This window comes from Acidimicrobiia bacterium (assembly GCA_036396535.1).
In the GTDB taxonomy this organism is placed as follows: Bacteria; Actinomycetota; Acidimicrobiia; order Spongiisociales; family UBA5794; genus DASWKR01.
Genome location: DASWKR010000021.1, coordinates 1 through 4,781, shown reverse-complemented (window position 1 = coordinate 4,781; position 4,781 = coordinate 1). Strand labels below are relative to the sequence as shown.

Genomic DNA, 4,781 nt, shown 5'->3' with positions numbered 1-4,781 from the left:
GCCCATCATGACGGGCGGCGCGAGCCTCCAGAGGACAATGCATAGTCGGCGCATGCGCACTTCGGGACGGTGCACGCGTTGGCGTCGCGATGCTCCCTGCGGGGATGCCCGCAGTGCTCGCAACGCTGGGTGACCGTATCGACGATTCGCTTGCCCGCGGCGGGCTTCAACGTGATCGTTCTTTGGCCAGGTTCACGGTGAGGTCGCGACCGTCGAGGTTGTGGCCGTTGAGCGAGCTGATCGCCGCCTGGGCCGCTTCGGTGGTCGCCATCTCGACGAAGCCGAATCCGCGGGAACGGCCGGTGTCGCGATCCGTGATGACCTGCGCCTTGCGCACCTCACCATGCTTGCCGAAGAGCGTCTGCAGATCTGCCGACGTTGTGCTGAAGGCGAGGTTGCCTACGTAGATATTGCTGGACATGAACGTGCTCCTTCCGAGCGTCGCACCGTCTGCGGTTTGACGCCCCGCCGGATCAGCGTCCGAGCCGACTTGGACGTCGGCATTGATCGGCATGTCCTGCGGTGGTCCGCCGGACGGAACGATGCGGCGGAACGGGCGTTGTACGCATCGGGCGTACGCTATCTGCATTCAGTGTAGCGGTTCGCGGAGGCGTGCAGACGATTCCACGCCCAAGCGGTTCAGCCGCAGCCGCGGTCTGCCGATACGGGAATGCGTCGTCTCCCCACGGAACCGTGGTACGATGACGCTCGCCGCACCGGGTGGAGGCCAGCGCACAGTCGCGATCCCCGGTGACCACGGTCTTTGTCCTCACCGGTTGGAACGCCTCTTCCGCCGACTCTCGATCCTGCGATTGACACCGCGAGCTCGAGCGAGAGACGGCAACAGAAACAACGAAACCCCAGCCGGGGCTCAGGAGCATTCAACATCATGCCGAACACGTTCGCCCAACTCGGGGTGCCAGCCGCCCTCGTTCGCGTCCTCGAAGGACGCGGCATCATCGACCCGTTCCCGGTCCAGACGGCCACCATCCCCGACGTCCTCGCAGGAAAGGACGTGTGCGGCAAGGCGCCCACCGGGTCGGGGAAGACGCTCGCATTCGGGCTCCCGCTACTCGCCCGGGTAGAGCGAGCGGAACGATCGAGGCCGAAGGCGCTCATCCTGGCGCCGACGAGAGAGCTCGCCGAGCAGATCAAGCAGGAGTTGGCTCCGCTGGCCAAGGCAGCGGGCAGACATGTCTTCGCCGTGTACGGCGGCGTCTCCTACGGCCCCCAGAAGAGCGCCCTTCGCAAGGGGCTCGACGTCCTGGTCGCCACACCGGGCCGCCTCGAGGATCTCATCGAGCAGCGGTCCGTCGAGCTCGACAGCGTCGACGTGGTCGTCGTCGACGAGGCTGATCGGATGGCGGACATGGGCTTCCTCCCCGCTGTCCGGCGCATCCTCGACCTGACGGCCCGCCACCGCCAGACCCTCCTGTTCTCTGCGACGCTCGACGGCGACGTCGCGGTGCTGAGCCGCGACTATCAGCGGGATCCCGTGCGACACGAGGCAGGCACGGTCGGGGCGGCGGTGACCGTCGATGCCCGCCACCACTTCTGGCTCGTGGATCGCGATGCCCGGGCCGAGCACACCGCCTCCGTCGTCACGTCGGCAGGCAGCTCGATCGTCTTCACGCGCACCCGCCACGGCGCCGACCGGCTGACCAAGCAGCTCGTCAAGCTCGGCGTCGGCGCGGTTGCGATGCACGGCGGCCGCTCCCAGAGCCAGCGGACCAAGGCTCTCCACGCCTTCTCGACCGGCCGCGCCCAGGCACTGGTCGCCACGGACGTGGCGGCCCGAGGCATCCACGTCGACTCGGTCGCCTCGGTGGTCCACTTCGACCCTCCGGCCGACTCGAAGGACTACCTCCACCGGTCCGGCAGGACCGCCAGGGCCGGGGCCTCCGGGATCGTCGTGAGCCTCGTGACCGGTGACCAGCAGAGGGCCGTGCGCCGGATGCTCGGCGACCTCGGGCTCCCCGAGGTCATCGACGTGCCGCGAGCCGATGCCCTCGAGCGGGGCGGTCGGACGATCGGCGACGCCCCACGTACCGATCGAGGGAGCCCGCACAACGGACAGGGGGAGCGGGACAGCCGTCACGCCCGCCGGCCGGCCGGGAGAGACGAGAGCCTCTACGTCTCGAACCTGCCCTGGGCAGCCACTGCGGCAGAGGTCCGGGCGCTGTTCGAGCCGTTCGGCCAGGTCAGGGAGGCGACGATCGTCACAGATCGTCATACGGGCCGCTCACGCGGCTTCGGCTTCGTCGACATGCGGCAGCCGGAAGCCCAGGTCGCCGTCGAAGCGCTGGACGGCACCCGCCTCGGCGGCAGGGACCTCAAGGTCAGCATCGCCCGGCCGAGGCGACCCCGCCGCTGACACCGCAACAGATCACTGCGGGCCTGGCGGCCCGCATCCACGAAAGGAGTGCCGAATGACGGCACAACGTCGGTCGCGTAGGGACGCGACCCCAAACTTCAACCACCTCCGCCGCGGCTTCTACTACCGCGCCGCCACGAGATACGGCGTCGCCTTCGGGGAGTACCTCGGCATGGAGGCTCCGTACGGCGAATGGGCCATGCTCCTTCGCCACGACAACCGAACCCGATCGATCGCGCTCGGAGACGTCACCTCGATTCACCTCGCAGCCTGACGACGCAGCGTCAGACGCGCTCGAGGCGGACTGCCGCCAGCAAGAGCCAGGCGAGCAGCACCACCCACAAGCTCCTCTGACCGAGGCCTGACACGCCTGTCTCGTGGAGCGCCACGCTGACGACGCCGAGCAGCGCGGCCGCGACGGAGAGTCCCATGAGGAGCCGATCGCGACCCGGCGTGCGGAACGACCAGAGGATCGAGGCGCCGATGAGGGCGAGGGTGGCGCCACCCGAGGCCCGGCTGTGAAGGAGCCCCGAGATCGTCGCCGGCCCCGGGTCGGTGGGGTAGAGGCCCGACACGATCATGCCGACGCCCGCCAGGCCGACCAGTGTGGCAACCCATGGGGCCAGGCGCCCCGTCGCCGTCCTGATGGCGAGCCCCAGCCCGATCATCCCGAGGCCGATGGCTATGAAGGCCGCCACCATCAGGAAGCCGCCCTCCTCGTGGACGTACTCGCTGAGCCTGCGGCTGATCGGGTCGAGACCTGTGACGACGTGGACCGCGACGACGAGGCCGAAGCCGACGAGCATCAGCGCCACCGCGGCCGGGCGCAACCGATCGTTCAGGACCCGTCCGATTCTGGCTGGGGGACGTGGGCGGGGTGGAAGCGGATGCGGGCTGCGACGAGGAACAGCCAGGCGAACACGGTCAACGCCAGGCCCCGCTGGGCGACCCCCGTCAACGGCGTGCGGTCGGCGAGCGGGCTGAAGGCGGCCGCGGCGGTCGCCATCAACGCCAGTGCCAGCGTGACGACGAAGAAAGAGTGCCACCGAGGGTCGCGACGGCACACGACGGTGAACAGCAGCATCGCCGCGATCAACAGCACGAATGCGGCGATGGCGGCGTCGCTGTGGATGATCTCCTCGATCGTGTCCGGGATGAGCGGCCTCTCCACCTCGAACACGCCGGCGAGGATGAGCCCGATTCCCGCCAACGCCAGCAGCACGGAGACGGCCCGCGCAACCGGCGTTCGGTGGGTCGCCCTCGGCAGCCTGAACGCCATCAGCAGGGCGGCGCCGCCGAGGGCATAGAACGCCACCGTCATCACGATCCCGAACGACCCGTTGGCGTAGCCGCTCATCACCTCGCGTACCGGGTCGAGGTCGGTCCGCAAGGCATGGAGGGCGATCACCGCCACGAAACCGGCCGACACCAGGATCACGGCGCCGATGGAGGCTCCGGTTGCCCTGTGGTGAGCCGGCTCGTCTGGCATGGCGCCACCTTCCGTCGAGCGTGTTGCGGCAGTCGGACGGTACCGCGTTCCTCGCAGCGGCGGACCGACACAGCGTGAGCGCCTGCAATGCCGGCGGGTTCAGACGCCTTCGCCGGCCGGCACGGCCCACCTCACGTGACCGGGCGTGACGTCGTGCGTCGTCCGGCAACCGATGTTCGCCATCGTCACCACGATCTCCTCCCGGAGGATCTCGAGCACCCGGGTCAGCCCTGCCGTGCCACCTGCGGCCAGTCCCCAGCATTGCAGGCGGCCGATGCCGACGGCCCTGGCGCCGAGAGCCAGCGCCTTGCAGACGTCGGCGCCCCGCGTGAACCCGCCGTCGACCGCCACGTCCACTTCGGCGCCGACCGCTTCGACGATCTCGCCGAGCACCTCGATCGTGCTGATGGCGTGGTCGACCTGGCGTCCGCCGTGGTTCGACACGTACACGCCCGCCACTCCCGCATCAACTGCTGCCCTGGCGTCGTCGGCGGTCATGATGCCCTTGACGACCACGGGGAGGCGGGTTTGCCGGCAGAGCCACTCGAGGTCGGCCGGGGTGTAGCGAGATCGGTACGAAGGGTCCCAGCCGTGTCGCGCCAGGTTGGGATGCTCACCGGATGCCGGGTCGGCGACGAAGACCGACCGGAGCTCGAGGCTCCGGTCGCGTCGCCCGATCATCGGCGTGTCCACGGTGACGCACAGGGCGCCGAACCCTGCCGCTTCGACCCGCACGGTCACGTCCGTCGTCCATCCTCGGTCTCCCAGGACGTACAGCTGGAACATGTGCCGGCCGGGAGCGGTGGCGGCCACGTCCTCCCAGGGCACCGACGTGAACGCCGAGCACATGACGGAGGTCGACACGCTTGCGGCCGCGGCGCACGAGGCGAGGGCGTCGGTCGGTTCGTAGAGGGCGAG

The 4,781-nt window shown here is 69.4% G+C and carries 6 protein-coding genes; 2 read left to right on the top strand and 4 right to left on the bottom strand.

The window, feature by feature from the left end; translation table 11 throughout:
- Positions 1-166: 166 nt before the first annotated feature.
- Positions 167-421 (bottom strand): RNA-binding protein, encoded by a 255-nt coding sequence (locus VGC47_03260; protein HEX9854311.1) that lies wholly within the window; start codon positions 419-421, stop codon positions 167-169.
- 468 nt (positions 422-889) lie between these two features.
- Here VGC47_03260 and VGC47_03255 point away from each other — a divergent pair, with 468 nt between their 5' ends.
- Both VGC47_03255 and VGC47_03250 read left to right on the top strand, forming a co-directional pair.
- On the top strand, positions 890-2,374 hold the full coding sequence (locus VGC47_03255; protein ID HEX9854310.1) for a DEAD/DEAH box helicase: 1,485 nt from the start codon (positions 890-892) through the stop codon (positions 2,372-2,374).
- A 55-nt stretch (positions 2,375-2,429) separates the two neighbouring features.
- Positions 2,430-2,648, top strand: a complete 219-nt coding sequence (locus tag VGC47_03250) for a hypothetical protein (GenBank protein HEX9854309.1) — start codon at positions 2,430-2,432, stop codon at positions 2,646-2,648.
- 10 nt (positions 2,649-2,658) lie between these two features.
- Here the strand turns inward: VGC47_03250 and VGC47_03245 are convergent, their stop codons facing one another.
- The 3 genes from VGC47_03245 to VGC47_03235 form a co-directional block, all read right to left on the bottom strand.
- Positions 2,659-3,204 carry a DUF998 domain-containing protein gene (locus tag VGC47_03245; GenBank protein ID HEX9854308.1) on the bottom strand — a complete coding sequence of 182 codons (546 nt, stop codon included), beginning with the start codon at positions 3,202-3,204 and terminating at the stop codon, positions 2,659-2,661.
- A gap of 8 nt (positions 3,205-3,212) precedes the next feature.
- Positions 3,213-3,863 carry a DUF998 domain-containing protein gene (locus tag VGC47_03240; GenBank protein ID HEX9854307.1) on the bottom strand — a complete coding sequence of 217 codons (651 nt, stop codon included), beginning with the start codon at positions 3,861-3,863 and terminating at the stop codon, positions 3,213-3,215.
- A gap of 99 nt (positions 3,864-3,962) precedes the next feature.
- Positions 3,963-4,781: alpha-hydroxy acid oxidase (locus tag VGC47_03235; protein HEX9854306.1), on the bottom strand; the 819-nt coding region annotated here is incomplete at its 5' end.

Excerpts from the sequence above, each read along its gene's own strand:
- VGC47_03260 (HEX9854311.1), bottom strand. The coding sequence starts at position 421 with ATGTCCAGCAATATCTACGTAGGCAACCTCGCCTTCAGCACAACGTCG.
- VGC47_03255 (HEX9854310.1), top strand. The coding sequence starts at position 890 with ATGCCGAACACGTTCGCCCAACTCGGGGTGCCAGCCGCCCTCGTTCGC.
- VGC47_03250 (HEX9854309.1), top strand. The coding sequence starts at position 2,430 with ATGACGGCACAACGTCGGTCGCGTAGGGACGCGACCCCAAACTTCAAC.
- VGC47_03240 (HEX9854307.1), bottom strand. The coding sequence starts at position 3,863 with ATGCCAGACGAGCCGGCTCACCACAGGGCAACCGGAGCCTCCATCGGC.